The sequence below is a fragment of the Vibrio sp. Vb0349 genome (assembly GCF_033338975.1).
Genome location: NZ_JAWOTS010000431.1, coordinates 1 through 1,052 on the forward strand (window position 1 = coordinate 1; position 1,052 = coordinate 1,052).

The 1,052-nt window shown below is 47.1% G+C and carries 1 protein-coding gene and 1 pseudogene; both read right to left on the bottom strand.

Annotated features, from left to right (window positions below):
- Window positions 1-174 precede the first annotated feature (174 nt).
- The gene (locus R7Q47_RS26380) at window positions 175-648 is read right to left on the bottom strand and encodes a YbaK/EbsC family protein (protein ID WP_318090276.1); all 474 of its coding nucleotides are present in this window, start codon (window positions 646-648) and stop codon (window positions 175-177) included.
- Window positions 641-1,052, bottom strand: a pseudogene (locus R7Q47_RS26385) (folate-binding Fe/S cluster repair protein); the annotation flags it as partial. The gene R7Q47_RS26380 and the pseudogene R7Q47_RS26385, both read right to left, overlap by 8 nt.

Consider the following 1,052-nt stretch of genomic DNA (forward strand, 5'->3'; position numbering starts at 1 on the left):
GTTGGTTAAGTGCTTGTTGAAAACTTAACCAACAGAATCAGCATATACGAGTTTTATAATGGTGACTATTTATGTTTTAATTTTGATTAAAAATTCTTTGGCGTGTTTTTATAGATATGAGGGAGATCACGCAGTGATGAGAACACTGCGCTTTATTGCATTATGAATTGGATGTTAACGACAGATTTCGGCCACGGTGGGGTGGCACAACTGAACCAAATCGTCGATGGATAACGCCAGCCCTGCCATGCGGTCCCCACTGCTGATGGTGACTTCACGTTCTTCCAATAAGCTTGGGTCAAACACAATCGGCATCTGTCGTTTGAGTAATAACGGCGTCACAGTGCCAATTTTATAACCAGTGATGGCTTCTACATCGGCCTGGTCGACACAAGTCATGCTGCGACATTGCAGTAAAGCTCGTACCTTTTTTGGATCCACACTGCGATCACCAGGGGCGCAGGCGAGGGCGTATTGATTGCCCATGTCTCGCAGCAATATCGCTTTGACCATTTGAGAAGGGCGAATGCCGCGTTGTTGCGCGGCATCCTCAATTGTTGTTGCTGGTCTTTGATGCGGAAGCAGACGAAACGTGATGTTTTGGTCGGCAAGAAACTGCATCAAAGGAGTATGAATGGCATTATTCATCATCAAGGCTGTAAGGCAATTCTGCGATGGTCCATTCACAATCAGGCTGAGACGTCAAACGAAGGCGAGTGTCGTCATCCAGATTATTTGGTAACACGATCAAACCCATAGCTTGGTTATCACTGAATTGATAGTGAGTCAGTAACGTGCCGACTGAGCGCCAGTTGTCGCCTACGCTGCGTTCTAGTTCAATCGCATCATCGTTTAACGTGGTCGACGTTGCGCCTTTCACGATGTACATAGCGCGCTTGTTTGTGCCGCGGTATTTCGCTCGAGCTACGGTTTCTTGGCCTGTGTAACAGCCTTTAGTGAAGCTAATGCCACCTAGGGCTTGAATGTTCAAGGCTTGTGGAATGTGCTCGTTTTGCGCTGTGGCAGAAACGAATGGCAGTGCTGATTCAATG

Bases quoted from the DNA above. Each gene is read 5' to 3' on its own strand.
- R7Q47_RS26380 (WP_318090276.1), bottom strand. From the start codon at position 648: ATGAATAATGCCATTCATACTCCTTTGATGCAGTTTCTTGCCGACCAA.